The 284-nt window shown below is 45.8% G+C and carries 1 pseudogene; it reads right to left on the bottom strand.

Annotated elements, in window-relative coordinates:
- Positions 1 to 284 (bottom strand): annotated as a pseudogene (locus HC175_RS23435) (hypothetical protein); the annotation flags it as partial.

Below are 284 nucleotides of genomic sequence, written 5' to 3'. Positions count from 1 at the left end.
GTGCCCGCTCGTGCTTTAGGATAAGGTCTAATTCGACCTCACTGTGTTGTGCGGGATCGATGACAATGAATTTAAAAAAGGAAAAAGGTTGTGTGTTTCCGGCTTTGTGAACAAGATGTAAATCTCCTTGCCTGTAGCTTTTGTGGGTGTAGAGGAGCTTCAGAAGAGAAAAGAGTTCATATAAAAATTTCAGTAGAAAATAAGTGAGTCCGATGAGGTAGGTGATCCCGGCTATTTGCCACCAGTCCATTGGGGATGATCCTACAGGGGCGGGGGAACCGGCA

The organism is Salinimicrobium oceani (assembly GCF_012037645.1).
Note: the sequence above shows the minus strand (reverse complement) of the source record. Positions and strands in the feature narration are given on the sequence as shown.